An 18093-nucleotide genomic window follows, 5' to 3' on the forward strand; every position below is an offset into this window, starting at 1 on the left:
CCATCGTCCCTACGTTCAGATGCGGCTTCGTCCGTTCAAATTTCTGCTTCGCCATGTTTCTCCATCTCCTTCAAAAATTCCATTGCAACATGTACATACGGCTGAAAGAGCCCCCAATGGGATTCGAACCCATGACCTTGCCCTTACCAAGGGCACGCTCTACCACCTGAGCTATGAGGGCTTGCCGATATGCACCCTTTCGGGTAAGTTTTTTTCGGCTTTTCAGCCGAAGTGGGCAGTGAAGGATTCGAACCTCCGAAGGGGTGTCCCCAACTGATTTACAGTCAGTCGCCTTTGGCCACTTGGCTAACTGCCCAGATTACCTGAACCCGTTGCGGGCTCGAAAGCGAGACGATCACTGGACCGTCTCACTTGCCAACCTGCAACTGGAGCCGACGACGGGAATCGAACCCGTAACCTACCACTTACAAGGCGGTTGCTCTGCCGATTGAGCTACGTCGGCGCTGGATTGTTAATGATCCGTAAAGCGAGCAGATTATACCAGAGGAACCGCGGAAAGACAAGATGTTTACTGGAGTGTTGTTTTTTCTTCCTGCGTACTCTGCCTGCGGGAGTGGAGTTTATCAAAACTCCGAAGAACCGTCAAGGAAAATGCCTGAAGTTCTCCACCGGCATTTTTTACCGGAATTCCAACCCTCGCCCTTTTCTAGGTTATAATAATTTCGAGATCCTGGAGGTTTCATGGAGATTTTCTGGTACGGACATTCTTGTTTTCGACTGGTTGAACGCGGAATGGCTTCTATTGTAACCGATCCGTTTGATCACCGTGTTGTTGGCTATGAACCACTGAAATTACGCGCTGATGTAGTAACCATCAGCCACGATTCACCCTCACATAATTACGTGGATGGGGTTAAAGGCACTTCTCACGTGATTACCGGGCCCGGCGAATATGAAATTGGCGGTGTTTTTATTACGGGGGTACAAACCAACCACCGAAACGGAAAAGAGGATACTCCCCGCAATACCCTTTATGTATTTGACTATAATGGAATTAATGTGGCTCACTTAGGCGACCTGAACCATGTGCCTTCGCAGACGGAGGTTGAAAGTCTGGGTACAGTACATATTGCCCTGGTTCCCGTAGGAGATGGATCCAGTCTAAACGCCTCCAGGGCCGCCGAAGTCATCAGTCTGCTGGAACCCAATATTGTCATTCCTATGCATTATCACACGCCAGCGTGCAACCTGAAACTGGATTCCTTGAATAAGTTTCTCAAGGAAATGGGGCTTTCGGAAATTGAGACCTTACCCTCTCTCAAGATTTCCGGTACAGCCGGCTTACCGGAAGAAACGCGTGTGATCGTTCTGGATTATCAACACTGATCCATCTGAAGGAGTGTTCCCATGGCATACAAACTGATCATGACCTGGGATATTATCCCCGAACGAGAACAGGAATATTTTGAGTTTGTCGTTCGCGAATTTATTCCCGGTGTCCAGAGGTTAGGATTCGAATTGACGGATGCCTGGGCAACCATTTACGGAGCACGCCCTCAGATTCTGGTTGGAGCAATGTTGCCCACACTGGCTAAAGTCAATAAAGTGTTGCAATCTGAAGAATGGAAACGCTTGAACTCACAATTGCTGGATTTTGTTCAAAACTATGAACAAAAGGTTGTAGAGGCTCATGGTGGTTTCCAGTTTTAGACATGTTTACGCAAGTTTCCCAGCGTTTGCTGGAATGGTATAAAGATCACGCCAGAAATCTTCCCTGGAGGAAAGAGAACCCCGATCCTTATGCTGTACTGGTCTCTGAGATCATGCTTCAGCAAACAAGAGTGGAGACGGTCATCCCATACTATGAACGCTGGATGAACCGTTTTCCCAACCTGGAAACGCTTGCTCAAGCCCCGCTTGAGGAAGTTCTCCGCTACTGGGAAGGGCTGGGGTATTATTCTCGAGCGAGAAACTTACACCGCACCGCTCAGATACTGGTGCAATCCTATCAAGGAATTTTCCCCCAAGAGTTATCTGATTTACAAAAACTTCCAGGAATTGGTATTTACACTGCCGCGGCAATTGCTTCGATTGCTTTTGGGCAAAAGATTGCAGCGGTAGATGGAAACATCCGTCGTGTGCTTTCTCGCTTATTTCAAATTACAGAACCTGTTTCTCTCCCTGAAACTCGAGATAAAATCCAAAACCTTGCCCAACAATGCCTTCCTCCCGATAAGACAGGAGATTACAACCAGGCACTTATGGATTTAGGGGCAACGGTGTGTCTACCCCGTTTTCCTAAATGTGATCTCTGTCCACTGGTTCAGTTGTGTCTGGCATACCAAAATAGAAAACAAAATGAAATCCCCGTAAAAACAGGCAAAAAATCCATTCCCTCTGTGGTGGTCACTGCCGCGATCATTGAAGATAGAGATCGGGTGCTGATTGCCCAACGTCCTGAAAACGGCTTACTGGGAGGGCTCTGGGAGTTTCCCGGAGGAAAAGTCGAAAACGGGGAAACTTTATCCGAATGCCTGAAGCGGGAAATTTTCGAAGAGCTGGGAGTCCTGATCGAAGTTGGACAACTGTTCGGCGTTTACCATCACGCCTATACGCATTTCAAAGTTGTTCTTCATGCCTTTGAAGCACAGATACAAGATTCTCAGCCCCCTCGACCCATTCAGGCTGAGGAGATTCGATGGGTATCCATACCTTCTCTCCAGGAATACCCGATGGGAAAAATTGACCGCTTAATCGCTCGTGAACTTGTGGAGCGAAAATATGGAAACAGAAAGTTTGTGGGTTGAAGAACGATTGCGCATGGTGAAAGAACAAATCGAACAGCGGGGAATTCGCGATCAGCGGGTTCTCCAAGCCATGCGTGAAGTGCCACGTCACCTTTTCGTGCCTGAAGAAGAGCAACCTTACGCCTATGAAGACTGCCCTTTACCCATTGGCTTTGGGCAAACAATCTCACAACCTTATATGGTTGCCATCATGACTGCTCTTCTGGAACTGAAAGGGGATGAAAAAGTTCTGGAAGTGGGCACAGGATCTGGTTATCAGGCTGCCATTCTCAGTCGAATCGTTCGGGAAGTCCACACCATTGAACGCCACCCGGTTTTGGCGCAACGAGCAGAGGAACGCCTCCGCACACTGGGTTATTCCAATGTAAAAGTATATACAGGAGACGGTTCTCTGGGATTACCCGATAAAGCCCCCTTCCAGGGAATTGTTGTCACTGCGGCTGCACCTAAGGTACCTGCCCCTCTTCTGCAACAACTTGCGTTGAATGCATACCTGGTCATTCCTGTAGGGGGACCTGCCGGACAGGAGTTAATGCGCTTGCAAAAGACCTCTCAAGGGGTTGAGCAGGAAGAACTTTTCCCGGTTGCGTTTGTGCCATTGCGCGGCAAGGAAGGCTGGAAAGACAGTCAGTGGTTTCCACGATAGGAACAAAACGAAGGGGCTGCCATTTTCCAGCAACCCCTTTGATTTTTCACAAAGACCGTGAGACTGTCACATAAATCATGGGACGACGTCGCGTTTCACTGTACAAATACTCTCGAACGGTTTCTTCTACAACCCGACGCACATTACCATTGGCACGAGATGCGGACTGAATGATCTTCCGTCGCATTTCTCCCATCAATTCGTTTGCATCTCTGGGTAAAAGGAAGCCCTTCGTTACGATTTCAGGATCATATACAACCGCATTGAACTCTTTGGACATAGTCAAATGAACAAGGACCACCCCATCGCGAGACAGAGCTTCCCGTTCACGCATCAATTCAGGGTCCACATCTCCAACACCAGCACTGTCTACAAAGACATGAGACACAGGAACCTGCTCTTCACTGAGGCGCATCTCGCCGTTTTCAAATTCCAGAACCATTCCATTTTGAATAACCTGAATATTTTCCTCAGGCACACCCACTTCTCGAGCCAGTCTGGCATGTTGCACCAGTTGGCGTAATTCACCATGAATCGGCACAAAATATTTGGGACGGGTTAATTGCAACAGCAATTTCATTTCTTCCTGGCTGGCATGTCCGGAAACATGGACCGGAGCAATGGCTTCATAAATTACGGAAGCACCACGCGCAATCAGGCGATTAACGACGCGATAGACATTTTCCTCATTTCCAGGAATGGGATGGGAGGATAAAACCACAGTATCGCCTTTTTGAATATCAAACAGACGATTGGTACCAAGCGAAAGCCTTCCTAAAATGGAAGTGGGTTCACCCTGTGAACCGGTACACATGATTGTCACCTGGTGAGGAGGTAATGCCAGGATCTGGTCTATCGATACGACAAGATCATCGGGGAAATTCAAATACCCCAATTTGCGCGCCATTTTCATGTTATCGAGCATGCTTGCGCCTACAAAGGCTATTTTTCGTCCATGACGCAGAGCGGCATTAGCCGCCTGTTGCATACGGGAAATTAACGATGCAAAGGAAGCAATAATGATTCGCCCTTTTGCTTCGCTAAAAACCTGGTCGAAGGCGGCGTCAATTGTTTTTTCAGAAGGCGTCCAACCTGGCCGTTCCGAATTCGTTGAATCCGCCAGTAAAGCAAGCACGCCCCTCTTGGAAAATTCCGCCAACTTTGCGTAGTCTGTAGATTTTCCATCCACCGGGGTATGGTCAAATTTATAGTCCCCGGAGTGCACAATTAATCCAGCAGGCGTCTGGATACCCAGCCCTACCCCATCTGGAATCGAATGGCAAACGTGGTAAAACTCAACCTGAAAAGGTCCAATCTGGACCACTTCGCCGGCTTGTACCGTGCGCAGGTCTGCTTTGCTCCCATGTCCATTTCTTCCCAGTTTGACTTCCAGAAGCCCGCGAGTGAGCGGAGTAGCATAAATGGGGGCATTTACCTGGTCGAGAAGATGATGAATGGCTCCAATATGGTCTTCATGACCATGAGTGATCACAATCCCCTTGACTTTTTCATGGTTTTGAGCGAGATAGGTCATGTCGGGAATGATGTAATCAATCCCCAACATATCATTCTCAGGGAACATAAGCCCTGCATCAACTACCAGTATCTCATCATCATACTCATAAACCATCAAATTGCGGCCTACTTCCCCCAGACCGCCCAGAGGAATTACACGAAGTATTCCATTGCTCATAAAAATATTTAACCTCAATGATCTTAATAAAATCGCCCCGGCTTATTTCAGCCAGGGCGTAAACGTCCTGAAATGTCCAAAACCTGCGTTTCAGAGCACCGGTTGCCCGGCTTACTAACAGGTATATTATACCACAAAATCAACCCCAAAAATATTAAGCCATGACCGTAGCACGACCATACAATCTTTCGCGAATGGCGAAAATCTTTCTGCGCAGACGATCATCGCGCTCGATCATGTCAGCAACTTTTTCGCAAGCGTACATAACAGTGGTATGATCCCGTCCACCCAGGGCTTCACCAATTTGCGGTAAAGAAGCGTTCGCTTCCTCTCTCATCAGGTACATAGCCACCTGTCGGGGCAGAGCCACATCACGGGAACGGCTTCTGCCAAGCAGTTCGTCCATCGAAATGCCAAATTCGCTGGCAACCACTTCCAGTACTTGAGAAGATTCCAGATGAGTGCGATTGGGCAGCATATCCGCGAGGGCAGTATGCACCAACTGGGGAGATAAAGGCATTCCCGATAAATCCGAAAATGCCAGTACCCGAGTCAAGGCACCTTCTAATTCTCGAATGTTGGACTGGACTAAGCGAGCAATACTTTCAAGGATCGGGTACGGCACTTCTTTGTTATTCCGTTCCGCCTTTGAACGCAAAATGGCAATCCTTGTTTCCAAATCGGGAGGTTGAATATCAACGGTTAATCCCCATTCGAAACGGGAACGAAGACGTTCTTCGAGGGTGACCAGGGCTTTAGGAGAACGATCGGAAGAAATCACAATCTGTTTATCCTGCCCATGAAGGGTATTGAAGGTATGGAAAAATTCTTCCTGAGTGGACTCTTTTCCCGCAATAAACTGGATGTCATCAATGAGGAGCACATCCATCTTTCGGTAACGCTCACGGAAAGCCTGAGTGGTATGAGAACGAATGGCGTTGATCAAATCGTTGGTAAACTCTTCCGACGACACATAGAGGACTTGCAAACCTCTTGCCTGGGCAGCATTTCCAATGGCATGTAACAGGTGAGTTTTCCCTAATCCAACACCACCATATAGAAAGAGCGGGTTATAGGCTTTGGCAGGACTTTCAGCAACCGCCATACAGGCAGCGTGTGCCATCCGGTTGCTGGTCCCAACAATAAAATTATCAAAGGTGTAGCGAGGGTTGATGGTATTGGGACCATTTCTTGGAGCCACCTGCTGGAAACTCTCAACAAAATTTTCTTCTTCGGGTAGATCCATCTCATCACGATGCCAAACCACGAACCTGACCACTGGAGTTGTGCCAGTCAACCCTTCCAGAATTTTTTGTACAGAACCAGTCAAGCGACTTTCCAGCCAGTCTCGAGCATATGCATTAGGCACGCCGATGATAAATTCTCCCCCTTCAGATGAAATCAACTGTGCATCTTTTACCCACGTATCAAAGGATGCTTTGTTCATTTCCATTTGCAATTGTCCGAGGGTTGCTTGCCATGCTTGCTGTGGGTTCATGCGACACACCTCCAAAGTTTTTTCGGTCAAAGACAATAGGGGCAGATAAACCCGCTGCATTTCTCAAACGCAGCGGGAAAGATCCCTGCATATTCGCCTGTATCCGTTTGGGACGAAACCACCAACCCCTTATCGTCAGTAAAAATTTTATCAAATGGACGGGATTGGAGCAAGTCGAAAAGCCTACGGGCGCTTAAAAAAATACCGAATTTTAAGTTTATGGTTCTTAAAAAAACCTCTTCAAATTTTTTAAGACTTTTTGCTGCCGCTCTTGCCACCTCCCCAATATATACAATTTTGGAAACGGTAACACCACCACATATGGGGTTTACTATCTCATTTTCACTTATGCAGACTAAATATCGGCGTAGAAATTTTTACGTCCTCTTACAAAAGCCCATTCAATCAGTCAGAATCAAAAGCCTCTTTTTGCAATGAAAACTATACGCTATCCAGCATCAGACGGGCTGCCTTGCGACCAATCTCAACCGCAAAATTGGTGCCGCGATCCCAGGGATAAACCTGACTCATACTGGCAAAGAACAGTCCTTTAATGGGAGTTTGTATTGCGGGAATATTTCTGGAATGGTTCAACTCAGGAACAGGTTGAGCATAGGATGTTTTCCATAGCCAGACTTTCTTAATCCAATCAGGTTTGAATTCAGGATTAAATTTGGGAAAAACCTCGATAAAGCGGTTCAGCAACTCATCCTGGCTCAGGCGAAAGTATTCATGATCGGTATCCAGATAATCTCCACAATACACAATATGATCTCCGCCAAAGTATTTAGGATCGAGGTAATTGGTATGTTCCACTAACGCCAGGAAGGGGTAGCCAGCCGATTTAGGAATATTGAACCAGTAATACCCCTGACGAGACAACTGATGTTTGAGGGAAAGAACCAGCACCACCGCCCCCATGCTCTTCAATTCCAGTAATCCCTTCAGGTACTGTTCTGGTAACTCGGGAGCCATACGGGCAAACTGGGACGGTGAAGATGTAACCAGACATTGATCGTATTCCTCTTCTCCGGACCTGGAAAAGATCTTAATGGCACGCCCCTCTCCTGTTGAAATGCTGGACACAGGAGAATTCAGGCGGATATCCACACCCTGACTGCGTAAATAATCAGCCAGACGATCAGCAAAATGTTGAAATCCACCCCTAAATGTGCCAAGTCGAGTCGTCCGCGCCTTTAATCGCGCCCACATCCAAGCCATATTTACTTCTGTATAATGTGGACCGAACTTTCCTTCAAGCAAAGGTTGAAATAGGGTTTGATATAATTCATTCCCATACCATTTTTTCATCCATTCATGGGCTTTTACTTTTTCTAAGGATTTCCATTGTGCCAGATAACGCAGATAAACCGTAACAAGCCCAAAACGAATCATTCCCCAGGGAAATTGAAAACCCGGAAATCGAAGGGCAGCCAGAGGGCTGTCGAGAGGATAAAATGCTCCCTGGTGATAAGCAACGGTCTTGGGACGATTAAAAATGACCTGATCCTGCCATCCTAATTCTTTAATTAATCCCAACATTGCTCGGTCACTTTGAAACCAGTGGTGGTAAAACTTTTCAACAGACCATTCCCAGTGAGGTTCTTTAAATCCGGAAGCCAGACCTCCAACAGTCTCAGCACCCTCATAGATAACGACTTGATGCCCTACTTTTACCAGATCAAAAGCAGCGGACATGCCTCCGAGCCCGGCTCCAATTATGGCAATTCTCATACCTCTCCTGTTTCAATAGATTTCTGATTGGATTGAATATCTTTTCCCCATCGCAATGGTTGCTTAAGGTAATAGTACAACCCTAATAATGTGATCGGGAACCATAAAGCGCCATGAAGTACAAGGGTATACCCTGCGGCTATTTCAGGGGTTACCCCGTAAGCGACGAGAACTGCAATTCCGGGTGTATCAAAAGTCCCAATGTAGCCGGGAGCACTGGGTAAGGTAGTTGCCAGATTGACAACACCGTTCATCAACATCAAAGCAAAAAAGGAAACCTCAAAAGGAAATGCATGCATGACAAACCAGTATTTAGCCGTTTCTAATAGCCAGATAATGACCGTAGTGAAAAAAATCATCAGGGCTTCAACAGGCGACCGTAAGGCTTCCAGACCAGAAAGAAATTTGACCGCAATCGCTAAAATTTTTTCTCTTAACTTTTCCGGAAACCAGCGACTGACGAAGGTCAAAATACTTTCGGTTTGTCGGGGGAACATGGCACACAACAAGAAAAATACTAAAGCGCTGAAAAAAACGGCCGAACCTCCAATCGCAATCGTCCGAATATCGAGATTTCCTCCCAAACCCGCATTATGGGTCAATCGGGTCAATTCGGCGATATTGACGAACACAAATGCAAGCATAACCACGCCATCATAGATTCTTTCAATCAGAATAGTTGCCAGAGAAGCAGAAATGGGGATTCCAGAACGTTGTTTGAGAATCACCGCACGGAGGACTTCACCAGCCCGGGCTGGATATATATTATTTCCCATGTACCCGATGGCTACAATGGGAAACATGGTCGTGGTTGAAATCTTTTTTAAGGGTCGAAGAAGATAATGCCAGCGCCATGCCCGAACCCAAACACCAAGAAAATAAACAGCAACTCCGGGAATTAACCACCAGTAATAAGCGCTTTTTATGGTAATCCAAAGTTCAGATAACTTTAAATTTGCGAGGGCTAAATACAAAAAAAAGGCGCTGATAACAACGCCAACCCAGAATTGCCATCGTTTCATCAGACGCTCACCAGGGAGATAATCATAGAAAGGATAATAATCAGAGATAAACCCAAGAAGATGATCTGATTTCTTCTCCGGGCGGCCTGTTCACGTTGTTTCTTTAACTTCTCGTAATTTGGTTTCATGTAAATCCTCCGTACGAAGATTTATTTTAAGCACTTATTGGTAAAGGGTCAAACGGCTTAAACAGATTTTCTTTCTTTCTAATAAATTTTATAGAAACTTTAATGTACGAATTAGAAATATTGTTCTATAATAATTACTGGTGACGCTAGATGATCAATGTTGCAGAGGTTTTTGTTGGGACAAGAGCACTTGGACCCGGATTAAGAACTGTTATCTGGGTTCAGGGTTGTCCTTTTCATTGTAAGGGTTGTTACTCCCCTGAATGGATTCCCAATATACCTGCTAAATTATACACACCTCAGGACCTTGCTACGCTCGTGCTTTCAAGACCTGATATTGAAGGAATAACATTATCTGGTGGTGAACCATTTATCCAGAGTGAAGAACTGGTGGAATTCTTAACCCTTATAAAAAAGCAATCAAACAAAAATGTTATTTGTTTTTCTGGTTTTCGGTTTTCATTTCTTTTACAGCATCCTTCTCCTTCAGTACAAGGCATGCTGCGGCTTATTGATGTATTGATTGATGGACCTTATGTACAGGAGAAAGAAACCAGTAAAGGATTGAGAGGGTCAACCAACCAACATATATACCACTTTACTTCAACTCTTCTCTTTCATGATTTTATCAATCAAGAAAGAGTTAATGAAATCCACATCTCAGGGAGTGAGTTACTCGCTATCGGTATTCCGAGTCCAGAAATCAAAGCTCTTTTCGGGTTCAACAACAAATGTGGTTCACAGCCAAAGGAGCATCTCTATGAGCGGGCATAAAAGAACAACCGTGACCATCAGTCAAGAAGAATACAGGAAACTTTATGAAGCAGAAATGCTCCTGAAAGGTTTAGATCTACAGTCATCTGGCAAATCCGGACGTCCATCGGTGGAAGCAATCACTTTTCTAAACACCCAGATGGATTACTCTATTCAACGACAGGAACAATTTCTCCGTCTAGGAGAAGCCTTGAGAAATGAAGTTTCAAGTTTAGAAAACAGTACGGCTGAAAACATACGAGACCTTGAATATCATCTTCTTCAGGAAATCCAGCAAAATAACGAAAACGTCTTTGAAACCATGGGAAAATTTGAAGAAGATTTGAAGCGCCTGGAAAATCACTTTGTTAAGGCAAACGAAGACACCCTGAAAATTCTCTGGCAATTTCAACATCAATCCAACGAATTTCTTTACAGGGAAGAAGAGAAAGGCGAATACGTACGTGGATGGCTGGATGATTGCATCCAGGTATTCAACTTTATTCTTGAAAATTATCCAGAAAGTGTTCCGTATATCGAAAATCTTCAAAATGTTCAAACACAGTTGGATTTCGCCATTCAAAATTTCCATCTGGGCTTTTATGATTCAGCACTCAATCTTTCCCAAACCATTTACTTTAATTTATCATCCCTAAGATTAAAACTGGAAAACGAAGGGGTTGAAAAAAGACGTATTCTTGCCGAGATTATCGATGAATTATCCAAATTGCAAAATAACTTAAGGAGAAATCGAAAAATTAAACCCGTTGATTTACAGGGGAATCTGATCGACTCCTATATTTCTGTTGATGAATGGTCTGGCAATACACTATCTCAACTTGAAAGTTATGTTTCGCAATTAATCCAGGAATTTAACAAATATGGAATCCAACAAAGCCTTGAAATTTTGAGAGATTTCAAAGAAAACCAACTTCAATCCCTAAAAAATCAGTTGATCGAAGTTATTCATCAGGCACGTCTTAATGCTTTAAATGCCCACTTAAATTATTTAATCGCTCATGATGTACTGCTTGCGCTGGTTGAGCAGGGATATAAACCAATCGAAGGGGAATACGAATCTGAAGAGATTAAAGACACATATATTGCAAAAGCCGTCGATCCATTGGGGAATCTCGTGGAAATTCAGGTTCAAACAACATCTCCAGAAAAAATTGAACATGATTTACACATCATATCAACCCATAAACAGAATCATTCATTACATGAATTAAGGCAACGAGCAAAAGAAATTCAGAAAAGTCTGAACAAAATCGGCTGGGTAGTTCAGGACCCTATAGAACTACCTAATTCCATTACCAGAACCGTTAAAAGACCATCACAGGTTCGTCTTCCATTAATTAGAGGTGATCACGCATGAAAAGGTTACTGTCTAAAATTAAGGACAAACTTGAACAACGGTTCTTAATTTTGTATGGGTTTGGATTATCCGATTCTTTTCTCACAGAGAATTTCCAGGAATTACAACTGGATCTGGCTTTATTGCACACTCTTAAAGGGTTGGGATATAAAAGAATTTTATACCTGAGCCCGCAAAATCCTCTTCACTTCCTGGATGAAGAATCCAAAATTTTATCCCGTCATATAATCTGGGAAAAACGTCAGGATGTACTGGAGAACAGACATTTATCAGAAATTCAACAGGGTCCTTTTGGAAATATCCATTTTTTCCAGCAAATTGTTAACGAACCTTCAGGCAAAACTGACCCAATTGGTGATATCCATGCGCTCCGATTGGTAGATTATCTGGTACAGGAAATCAATCCGTACAAAACCGCAATTATCATTGATCAGGCTGATATTTTTCTCTCGTATTTTGAAGATCAAAGATCTATGGCAAGTATTATTGGGAAATGGTTGCGTTTGCCCTCCTATAATTCGAGCCAGATTTTTTTTGTAATCTCTTCTCCAGATTTTTCCGATTTAATCAGCCGTATCCAGCAACTTCCTCTTCCTGAACTGACCCTCCTGGCCCATTTTGAAACCCAGGATCCATCTCACCCCTTTATTCTGGTTGAGGGTCCGGAACAAGATGAATGTCATCTTCTTTTACAATATTTCAAAGATCAGAATTCTGTTGATATTCCAGACGAAGAGTTTCGTACACTCAGTGATTGGATGACCGTTGAAAACCAGCCATTAAAGATATGGATGGCTCGTTTATCTCAAATATCATCCTTTTCAATTGAAACAGGCAAACAAAAAGGATGGTTTCAAGCCTTTCACCACGATTCCAGAACAATTGAAGAAAAACTCAACGAATTAATCGGTTTAACCGAAATCAAAACAAGGATTACTGAATTATCAGGTTGGATCCAGGAGAAAAAGAAAACCGGCTCTCCAATAAACCATAACTTTCACATGGTTTTCATTGGTCATCCCGGCACTGGAAAGACCACCATGGCGCGAATCATTGGGGAAATTTTTAAGGATTTAGGCATTTTACAAAAAGGTCACCTGGTTGAAGCAAAAGCAAGTGATCTCATCGCAGAATATGTGGGCGGTACCGCAATCAAAACAAACTCTGTGATTGACAAAGCACAGGGTGGCGTGTTGTTCATTGATGAGGCCTATTCCCTTAGTGCAAAAGATCGAGGTGGATTTGGTCAGGAAGCCATAGAGACCTTATTAATTCGAATGGAAAATGAAAGAAATCGCTTTATTGTGATCCTTGCGGGATATCCTCAAGAAATGAATGATTTTATAGAATCAAATCCAGGGTTGAGCCGAAGGTTTCCAGTTGAAAATCGGTTTTATTTCCCGGATTTTTCTGAAGAAGAACTTTTCATTATTTTACGGAATATGCTAAATGAAAAACAACTAAACCTGACCAGTGAGATGGAAAACCTTCTCAAAGAAGTTATTCATCAAATGGTCATGCAAAAAAACGAACGTTTTGGAAACGCTGGAGAAATGCGCAATTTGTCTGAATCCATCGAAAGAAAGTGCCTTGCAAGATATCACTTTCAGAATTTATCGAGTGAATACTGGATTGCAAAGGAAGATATCAGCGATGAGTACATACGTTATTTAAATGTGTCCAACGAAAATAAACAGTCCGAATTTTTTGAGGCGCTGGAAAAATTAAAAGGTCTTTGGCAAGTTAAAAATTATGTAAGGCAGTTATTTTATAGAGTCCAATTTGAAAAATTGCAAGCCTTATCAAAAGGATCAATAAAACCAGAAGTAAGAATACCTCATCTGGTATTTGTCGGAAATCCCGGAACCGGAAAAACCACCGTTGCCAGATTGATCTCCAGGTTTTTTCATCAAATTGGATTTTTACATAAAGGACACCTGATCGAAGTCACAGCCGCTGATCTAATTGCTGGATATGTTGGACAAACGCCTGAGAAGACCAGTAAGGTTATAAAGTCCTCCCTTGGTGGTGTTTTGTTTATTGATGAAGCATACAGTCTTATTCGGGGATCCAATCGAGATCATTATGGATTGGAAGTGATCGATCTGCTGGTAAAAAACATAGACAGGTATGAAGGTCAACTTTGTATCATCCTGGCTGGTTATCCAGAAGAAATGAGTGATTTTCTCAGAAGCAATCCGGGATTGAAATCTCGTTTTGATGATCCGATTTTCTTTGAAGACCTATCAAATGATCATTTTATTGAAATCCTCAGAGAACTGGCAGAACATGACGGGTTAATCCTACCAGAAGAAGTCATCCGGTACGCCATTCAAGAGATTGAAGCCCGAAAAAAGATACAAGGGAAATCCTTTGGTAATGCGCGCGAAGTAATAAAAGTTTATGAAAAGATGAAAGACCATCTAGCACTACGGGTAATTCCAGAGATTCAGGGTAAAAATAATAACCTGGCTCAAATCCCCGGTTGGAATATATTCCAGGTTGAGGATATTTTAGAATCATCAGAATTTATCCACTTCTCTGAAAATCAAAAATTGTATAGAAATTCGTGAGCCATTAAGAATTGAGAATTAATAAAGAGTGGTCAACACCTTTCTCATATCTGATATTCTGAACTGATACCAATCTCTCTTCTGGATTTCTCTTTTAAAATCAGCAGATTCTCTCAACTCTTCAAAGGATTGAATTGCATCCGACATGAAAATTAAACTATTATTTTTTTCTTCCGGTATTCTCGAATAAATCAATCCAATCATCCACCTCCCAACAGCCCACTGATGATTAAAAGGAGTAAAAGAAGCGCAGGCTTTCTTCAGAAAATCAATGGCTCTTCTGAAATCTCCCATTTGATAAATGGCAACGCCTATTTTTACCCAGATTTCGCCGGTCTCCCCGGGATCCAGATTAGCCCGCCCGAGAGAAGAAAGCCAACGAGAAATTTCATAGGCTTCGGGATACTTTCTTTGTTGAATTTTCTCTTTTAACCTCCCAATGATATGATTGGCTTCGTCACTGATTTTTGAAGGCTCAAATAAATTCAGCCAGTATTCGGCTTCTTCAACTGTGGCTGCCATATCCAGATTGATTTTTTCCAATCTCTCTGAATACCAGAGGTTACCTTTTACATCCCCTATTTGGATTCGGTGAAACTGACAATCCTGAAAAGTTTTCCGTGCCAGAAACCAGTGAGAATAGGCATGAGAATTTTCCTGCAACTCCCACTCAATCATACCCAGCAACCAGTATGTCACCCCCTGTTGATGGGTGCCCGGTCTGAACAATTCAGTTGCTCTTAAGATTTCAGCATAAGCACTCCGCAGGTCTTGTTTTTCAAAAAAGTACCTGGATATGCCCAGATAAATTTCAGCCGCTTGCAACGGTCTTGGAGTGTTTTGAGCCGTTTTTCTTAATTCTCTCAAAAAATCTTCTCGTTCATTGTAGGATAATTTGGGTTCATTCAACTGGAAAAAATTTAATAAATCTGCATTGGATAAATTTGAATGGCTAAACTGATTAAGCCATCCATAAACTTCGTCAAAACCCAAGATCATGGATTATCCTCCTAAAGTTCATCAAAAAAGAGTAGATTTTGACCATCTTGCTGTTTTTCTGACCGATTCCGTGAGTTTATCCAGTTTTCTATCATTTCAGCAGTACGCAAAATCAGCAATTTGCGAATACTTTCTGAAGGCTCTTCTCCCCAGTTAACGTCTTTCAAGGCTTCTGTGAGAGCGATAATCATCTCAGCATGCGCTTCAGCTCTTCCCATCTCCAAGAACACCTGGCGTTTGGCTTCACCATATGCCCTTTGCACCTGAGCATTCCCCAGCCAGTCAGCCGCCCAATAATCAGTTCTCTGCTCATCTACGACAGGGTCAATTTCAAAATGCCCGATATCTACCCAAATTAACTCTGCACCGTTATTCCTCAACGCCGTCCTGGTTGGTCCATATAAGAGAGAATATCGTATCTCTCTCCGAGGGTCAATTCCCGACTCCCTTGGAGCGGTCAGATAATCAATATCATGTTCACTGATAAAGTCTGTGATCCCCCCTACCACCGCACGGCCTACCACGGTCCTCCAGTTATCCGGACCAGCATCAGTTACCGGTAGATTGTAAGCCGAGTTCCACAAAGCCTTTTCGTCAAACGGGTAAGGTTCATCAACCGTTCGCCGTTTTGGACGTCCAAATTGCAACTCAGGAAACAACCGGTATCGGAACTGAATGTCTTTTATTGTCACACGAATTCCATCACGGGTCACTGCAGGAATATCAGAACGGGAATCCTGTTGTTCATCCAGATTGACAATCTGACCAATTGTCTCGAACGGGCGCAGGTAATAACTCTCTCGAATGGATATTCTGGAAGGTCGCCTCAATTCTTTAAACATAACGGCATTTCCCGGCTGGATAACGACATGCCCAGGTCCGCCGATAGCGTCGATTAAATTCACTTCGTTCTTTTCCAGTTTCTTTTCCCCGCCATCAATGATAATACGGGGAACAAACAAAGCAAATAAAGAGGAAATGACGTAACGGATCCCCTGACGCAATCTTGGAAGCGCGTAGATATCCCTCACATAAGAGCCCGCCGCTAATGTCACAAAAATGATCACAGAAACGGGGGCAAGGAAATACCGCGCAGTATGAGGGTTAAAGGCAATGCGGAAAAATTCGATCGGAGGAAACCGCCAGAAATTCTTAATTTCCTCAGATAAATCAGGCTCGAAAAGCCACCCCGCCAAAAACAGGAATATTGAAATGAGAGCAAACAGAAAAAGAATCCTGCTCAATCCCGCTATGCGGTGCTGTACTTGAAAATTACCCGTGGTACGAGGCTGATTCATTTTCTTCCCTCTAATCCCCCTTCTCCAATTCTGCCCTGTAAAAGACGAAGGATTTCCACGGTGTGGGGTGGAAGCAACTGACGAGTTTTAGGATCAGAAGCAGAACTCTCCAGAGCGCGAAGCAGACGCACAGCAACGACTTCGTCAGTTAAATCTTTAGAGTCAAAAATTTCTTTCAGGTGCGTCGCCAGATCAACCTGTGCCTTTGCACGCGCCCTTCCCATGACCCGCATCGCCTCTAACTCCAGGCTTGCCGCGCGAATGGCCGTGTCTCTCTGCCAGGGAGCCCGCCACGACTCCAGACGGTGATGATAAATGGCTTCATTGACCGGATTAATATCTCCAAAGTTACTGCTAATTACCTTGATTCCCCGATCTCGAAGGAGTTTGGGAGTCATCAGAGGAAACACTTCACTGACGATGATTTCTGAAACATGATATACCCTTCTTCTCTGAAAGGGTTCGCCATTTTTCAGGAAGACCATCCGGTATGAAAGCAAGCCGTTATTTCTGACTGTCTGGCGAAGCCGTGCCCGGTATATTGACACACCAGGTGATCTGCCATGTAACTGATATAGCTCATCAAATCGCACCTGAGAAAGGATTTCCCGAAACACGCTTGCAGCAAATCGCGCCGGCAATTCTGTCCATGTCAATAATCGGTCTTCAGAACGAGCCTGAGCAAATACTGCCGCAAAAACCCGATCACGGTCAAATTCAGGCTGGTTCGAAACAGGCGGCAAAGGGGTATAGGGCTTAAAATCTCGATCGCTTAAACCATGGCTAACATGATGAATTTCTCTTCGATCGTTGCGTTCCAGTTCATCTTCAATGGCGACCAACCGGAGGTAATCACGATTCACCTGTTCAAAGCGGACCACCCGTAAATGATCGGCATCCTGTTCTTTGCCTTCATAAGTGACTTCAACTACATCCGGCGGTTGCCCAATTGTAAAAATGCAATTCACATTGGCATACACTTCTATTCCGTCCCGCGTATATGCCGTAACCCCGCGAATCACTCGAAACTGCCGTCGAAGGTCCACAGTGCCGCGAATGCGCTCACGCTTCCGCATAAACACAATCCCGGGACCAAACACGCGTGGGGACTGGGGACGATCTGCCAGACCCAACAACATCTGAACCTGATGGAAAAAATCCTCAAAAGCCCTTCCAATCCCCGGCGGGGGAACCGTTTCTTCCAGCACCACCGCAGAATTAAAGTCCACAACAATCACCCCCGGACCGTTGCGAACATCCTCGCGAGTGCTGATGACTTTTCCGTCCTTCACAAACACCGCGGGACCATGTAAACGCAGGATATACAACATCAGGCGCCAGATGGTGCGCCAGATCTCTTTAGCATTTTGTACCGGCAGGATTGCCTGGGCAGAGATCATCCAGACATAAATAAACCCAATGAGGACAAAACCCGCCAGATTGTATAACACAATGAAAAATGCAATGCGACGTTCAGGATCATTCAGTTTACCAAAGTCCCCAAGTACCTCTAAAAAAAATTTCAACTCTTTTTCAAAACTGATGATAAAAAGGAAAATTAAAAAAACCACCAATCCAATGATGAGCAAAACCCTGTTCTTTC

At 44.2% G+C, this 18093-nt stretch carries 14 protein-coding genes and 3 tRNA genes; 7 read left to right on the plus strand and 10 right to left on the minus strand.

Features of this window, described 5'->3' with window-relative positions; genetic code table 11:
- Positions 1 to 108: 108 nt before the first annotated feature.
- The 3 genes from LHF31_RS09900 to LHF31_RS09910 form a co-directional block, all read right to left on the minus strand.
- Positions 109 to 181, minus strand: a tRNA-Thr gene (locus LHF31_RS09900).
- Positions 182 to 232: 51 nt separating this feature from the next.
- Positions 233 to 316: transfer RNA gene (locus LHF31_RS09905), tRNA-Tyr, on the minus strand.
- 71 nt (positions 317 to 387) lie between these two features.
- Positions 388 to 463: transfer RNA gene (locus LHF31_RS09910), tRNA-Thr, on the minus strand.
- Positions 464 to 702: 239 nt separating this feature from the next.
- Here LHF31_RS09910 and LHF31_RS09915 point away from each other — a divergent pair.
- Genes LHF31_RS09915 through LHF31_RS09930 form a run of 4 tightly spaced genes read left to right on the plus strand, consistent with a single transcriptional unit; the run spans position 703 to position 3414 of the window.
- Complete coding sequence (locus tag LHF31_RS09915) at positions 703 to 1347, plus strand: MBL fold metallo-hydrolase (protein ID WP_298003069.1); 645 nt, start codon at positions 703 to 705, stop codon at positions 1345 to 1347.
- A 21-nt stretch (positions 1348 to 1368) separates the two neighbouring features.
- On the plus strand, positions 1369 to 1671 hold the full coding sequence (locus tag LHF31_RS09920; protein WP_013560306.1) for a hypothetical protein: 303 nt from the start codon (positions 1369 to 1371) through the stop codon (positions 1669 to 1671).
- A gap of 2 nt (positions 1672 to 1673) precedes the next feature.
- On the plus strand, positions 1674 to 2768 hold the full coding sequence (gene mutY / locus LHF31_RS09925; protein WP_298003061.1) for an A/G-specific adenine glycosylase: 1095 nt from the start codon (positions 1674 to 1676) through the stop codon (positions 2766 to 2768).
- Positions 2743 to 3414 (plus strand): protein-L-isoaspartate(D-aspartate) O-methyltransferase, encoded by a 672-nt coding sequence (locus tag LHF31_RS09930; RefSeq protein ID WP_298003058.1) that lies wholly within the window; start codon positions 2743 to 2745, stop codon positions 3412 to 3414. Before mutY ends, LHF31_RS09930 begins: the two co-directional genes overlap by 26 nt.
- Positions 3415 to 3460: 46 nt before the next feature.
- Here LHF31_RS09930 and LHF31_RS09935 read toward each other — a convergent pair whose 3' ends face one another.
- From LHF31_RS09935 to LHF31_RS09950, 4 genes are all read right to left on the minus strand, one after another.
- Positions 3461 to 5107 carry a ribonuclease J gene (locus LHF31_RS09935; RefSeq protein WP_298003054.1) on the minus strand — a complete coding sequence of 549 codons (1647 nt, stop codon included), beginning with the start codon at positions 5105 to 5107 and terminating at the stop codon, positions 3461 to 3463.
- Positions 5108 to 5261: 154 nt separating this feature from the next.
- Positions 5262 to 6605, minus strand: a complete 1344-nt coding sequence (gene dnaA / locus LHF31_RS09940; RefSeq protein WP_298003051.1) for a chromosomal replication initiator protein DnaA — start codon at positions 6603 to 6605, stop codon at positions 5262 to 5264.
- A gap of 441 nt (positions 6606 to 7046) precedes the next feature.
- Positions 7047 to 8339, minus strand: a complete 1293-nt coding sequence (locus LHF31_RS09945; protein WP_298003048.1) for an NAD(P)/FAD-dependent oxidoreductase — start codon at positions 8337 to 8339, stop codon at positions 7047 to 7049.
- Positions 8336 to 9361: a lysylphosphatidylglycerol synthase transmembrane domain-containing protein gene (locus LHF31_RS09950; protein WP_298003046.1), complete on the minus strand. Its 1026-nt coding sequence runs from the start codon at positions 9359 to 9361 to the stop codon at positions 8336 to 8338. Before LHF31_RS09950 ends, LHF31_RS09945 begins: the two co-directional genes overlap by 4 nt.
- 278 nt (positions 9362 to 9639) lie before the next feature.
- Here LHF31_RS09950 and LHF31_RS09955 point away from each other — a divergent pair, with 278 nt between their 5' ends.
- The 3 genes from LHF31_RS09955 to LHF31_RS09965 are packed head-to-tail and all read left to right on the plus strand — an operon-like array spanning position 9640 to position 14193.
- Positions 9640 to 10263 (plus strand): 4Fe-4S single cluster domain-containing protein, encoded by a 624-nt coding sequence (locus tag LHF31_RS09955; RefSeq protein WP_298003043.1) that lies wholly within the window; start codon positions 9640 to 9642, stop codon positions 10261 to 10263.
- Entirely contained in the window at positions 10250 to 11620 is a 1371-nt protein-coding gene (locus tag LHF31_RS09960; protein ID WP_298003040.1) for a hypothetical protein, read from the plus strand. The genes LHF31_RS09955 and LHF31_RS09960 overlap by 14 nt, the downstream gene beginning before the upstream one ends.
- On the plus strand, positions 11617 to 14193 hold the full coding sequence (locus LHF31_RS09965; RefSeq protein WP_298003037.1) for an AAA family ATPase: 2577 nt from the start codon (positions 11617 to 11619) through the stop codon (positions 14191 to 14193). The genes LHF31_RS09960 and LHF31_RS09965 overlap by 4 nt, the downstream gene beginning before the upstream one ends.
- 18 nt (positions 14194 to 14211) lie before the next feature.
- On the opposite strand, the gene LHF31_RS09970 is transcribed toward LHF31_RS09965, so the two are convergent.
- Genes LHF31_RS09970 through LHF31_RS09980 form a run of 3 tightly spaced genes read right to left on the minus strand, consistent with a single transcriptional unit; the run spans position 14212 to position 18016 of the window.
- Positions 14212 to 15192 carry a hypothetical protein gene (locus LHF31_RS09970; protein ID WP_298003034.1) on the minus strand — a complete coding sequence of 327 codons (981 nt, stop codon included), beginning with the start codon at positions 15190 to 15192 and terminating at the stop codon, positions 14212 to 14214.
- 11 nt (positions 15193 to 15203) lie between these two features.
- Positions 15204 to 16490 (minus strand): hypothetical protein, encoded by a 1287-nt coding sequence (locus tag LHF31_RS09975; protein WP_298003032.1) that lies wholly within the window; start codon positions 16488 to 16490, stop codon positions 15204 to 15206.
- Positions 16487 to 18016 (minus strand): hypothetical protein, encoded by a 1530-nt coding sequence (locus LHF31_RS09980; protein WP_298003028.1) that lies wholly within the window; start codon positions 18014 to 18016, stop codon positions 16487 to 16489. The genes LHF31_RS09975 and LHF31_RS09980 overlap by 4 nt, the downstream gene beginning before the upstream one ends.
- Positions 18017 to 18093 lie beyond the last annotated feature (77 nt).

It is taken from the genome of Anaerolinea thermophila (genome assembly GCF_020723905.1).
Taxonomy (GTDB): Bacteria; Chloroflexota; Anaerolineae; order Anaerolineales; family Anaerolineaceae; genus Anaerolinea; species Anaerolinea thermophila_A.

Excerpts from the sequence above, each read along its gene's own strand:
- LHF31_RS09915 (WP_298003069.1), top strand. The coding sequence starts at position 703 with ATGGAGATTTTCTGGTACGGACATTCTTGTTTTCGACTGGTTGAACGC.
- LHF31_RS09920 (WP_013560306.1), top strand. The coding sequence starts at position 1,369 with ATGGCATACAAACTGATCATGACCTGGGATATTATCCCCGAACGAGAA.
- mutY (WP_298003061.1), top strand. The coding sequence starts at position 1,674 with ATGTTTACGCAAGTTTCCCAGCGTTTGCTGGAATGGTATAAAGATCAC.
- LHF31_RS09930 (WP_298003058.1), top strand. The coding sequence starts at position 2,743 with ATGGAAACAGAAAGTTTGTGGGTTGAAGAACGATTGCGCATGGTGAAA.
- LHF31_RS09935 (WP_298003054.1), bottom strand. The coding sequence starts at position 5,107 with ATGAGCAATGGAATACTTCGTGTAATTCCTCTGGGCGGTCTGGGGGAA.
- dnaA (WP_298003051.1), bottom strand. The coding sequence starts at position 6,605 with ATGAACCCACAGCAAGCATGGCAAGCAACCCTCGGACAATTGCAAATG.
- LHF31_RS09945 (WP_298003048.1), bottom strand. The coding sequence starts at position 8,339 with ATGAGAATTGCCATAATTGGAGCCGGGCTCGGAGGCATGTCCGCTGCT.
- LHF31_RS09950 (WP_298003046.1), bottom strand. The coding sequence starts at position 9,361 with ATGAAACGATGGCAATTCTGGGTTGGCGTTGTTATCAGCGCCTTTTTT.
- LHF31_RS09955 (WP_298003043.1), top strand. The coding sequence starts at position 9,640 with ATGATCAATGTTGCAGAGGTTTTTGTTGGGACAAGAGCACTTGGACCC.
- LHF31_RS09960 (WP_298003040.1), top strand. The coding sequence starts at position 10,250 with ATGAGCGGGCATAAAAGAACAACCGTGACCATCAGTCAAGAAGAATAC.
- LHF31_RS09965 (WP_298003037.1), top strand. The coding sequence starts at position 11,617 with ATGAAAAGGTTACTGTCTAAAATTAAGGACAAACTTGAACAACGGTTC.
- LHF31_RS09970 (WP_298003034.1), bottom strand. The coding sequence starts at position 15,192 with ATGATCTTGGGTTTTGACGAAGTTTATGGATGGCTTAATCAGTTTAGC.
- LHF31_RS09975 (WP_298003032.1), bottom strand. The coding sequence starts at position 16,490 with ATGAATCAGCCTCGTACCACGGGTAATTTTCAAGTACAGCACCGCATA.